Origin of the sequence: Proteiniclasticum sediminis (assembly GCF_018128025.1) — a bacterium.
In the GTDB taxonomy this organism is placed as follows: Bacteria; Bacillota; Clostridia; order Clostridiales; family Clostridiaceae; genus Proteiniclasticum; species Proteiniclasticum sediminis.
In genome coordinates this window covers 1-621 of record NZ_JAGSCS010000074.1, presented here as the reverse complement: position 1 = coordinate 621, position 621 = coordinate 1, and the positions used below count along the sequence as shown (strand labels likewise).

Below are 621 nucleotides of genomic sequence, written 5' to 3'. Positions count from 1 at the left end.
CCGGCTTCATCCAGTGTTTCCAGGATGGGCAGCATCTGCTCCGTGGACATGCGGGTGGCAAAGAGACTCTGATGGGCGTCCCGCAAAACGGTGTCCATAAATCGGATCTTTTTTTCCATGTTTCTTCTCCCCTTCTACTTCTTTTCACTGGGGAATACTTTGAGAAGCGCCAGGCTGGCCAGGTAGAGGATAATGGCGACGACGAAAACGCCGGCCATGCCGAAGGCCATGATTTCCAGGCCCTGCCCGATGACTTCGGGATCAAAATTCAGTTGCATAATTTCTTCTCCTTTCACACGATCTTGTCTACAGGAAGTAGGACAGGATCAGTCCGCCGGCGATAACCGAAGCGATCTGGCCGGATACGTTGGCTCCGATGGAATAGTTCAGAACGAAGTTCTGCTTGTCCGCTTCAGAGGCCAGCTTCTGCACCACGCGGGCAGACATGGGGAATGCGGAGATTCCTGCAGCCCCGATCATGGGGTTGATCTTTTCCTTGCGGAACAGGTTCAGGAACTTCGCGAAGAGCACGCCGCCGATGGTGTCCATGATGAAGGCCACCAGACCGAAGGCGATGATCATGAGGGTCTGGACATTCCAGAACTGCTCGGCGGTCATCTT

2 protein-coding genes are annotated in these 621 nt (G+C 54.3%); both read right to left on the bottom strand.

The genetic code is table 11. The features are described 5' to 3' along the window. Positions 1–134 precede the first annotated feature (134 nt). The gene (locus KCG48_RS14595) at positions 135–278 is read right to left on the bottom strand and encodes an OadG-related small transporter subunit (protein WP_211802902.1); all 144 of its coding nucleotides are present in this window, start codon (positions 276–278) and stop codon (positions 135–137) included. A gap of 28 nt (positions 279–306) precedes the next feature. Continuing rightward, positions 307–621 (bottom strand): sodium ion-translocating decarboxylase subunit beta (locus tag KCG48_RS14590; RefSeq protein WP_211802901.1); only part of this gene is annotated, 315 nt, incomplete at its 5' end.

What these genes read in the sequence shown, in the direction of transcription:
- KCG48_RS14595 (WP_211802902.1), bottom strand. Translation starts at nt 278, where the DNA reads ATGCAACTGAATTTTGATCCCGAAGTCATCGGGCAGGGCCTGGAAATC.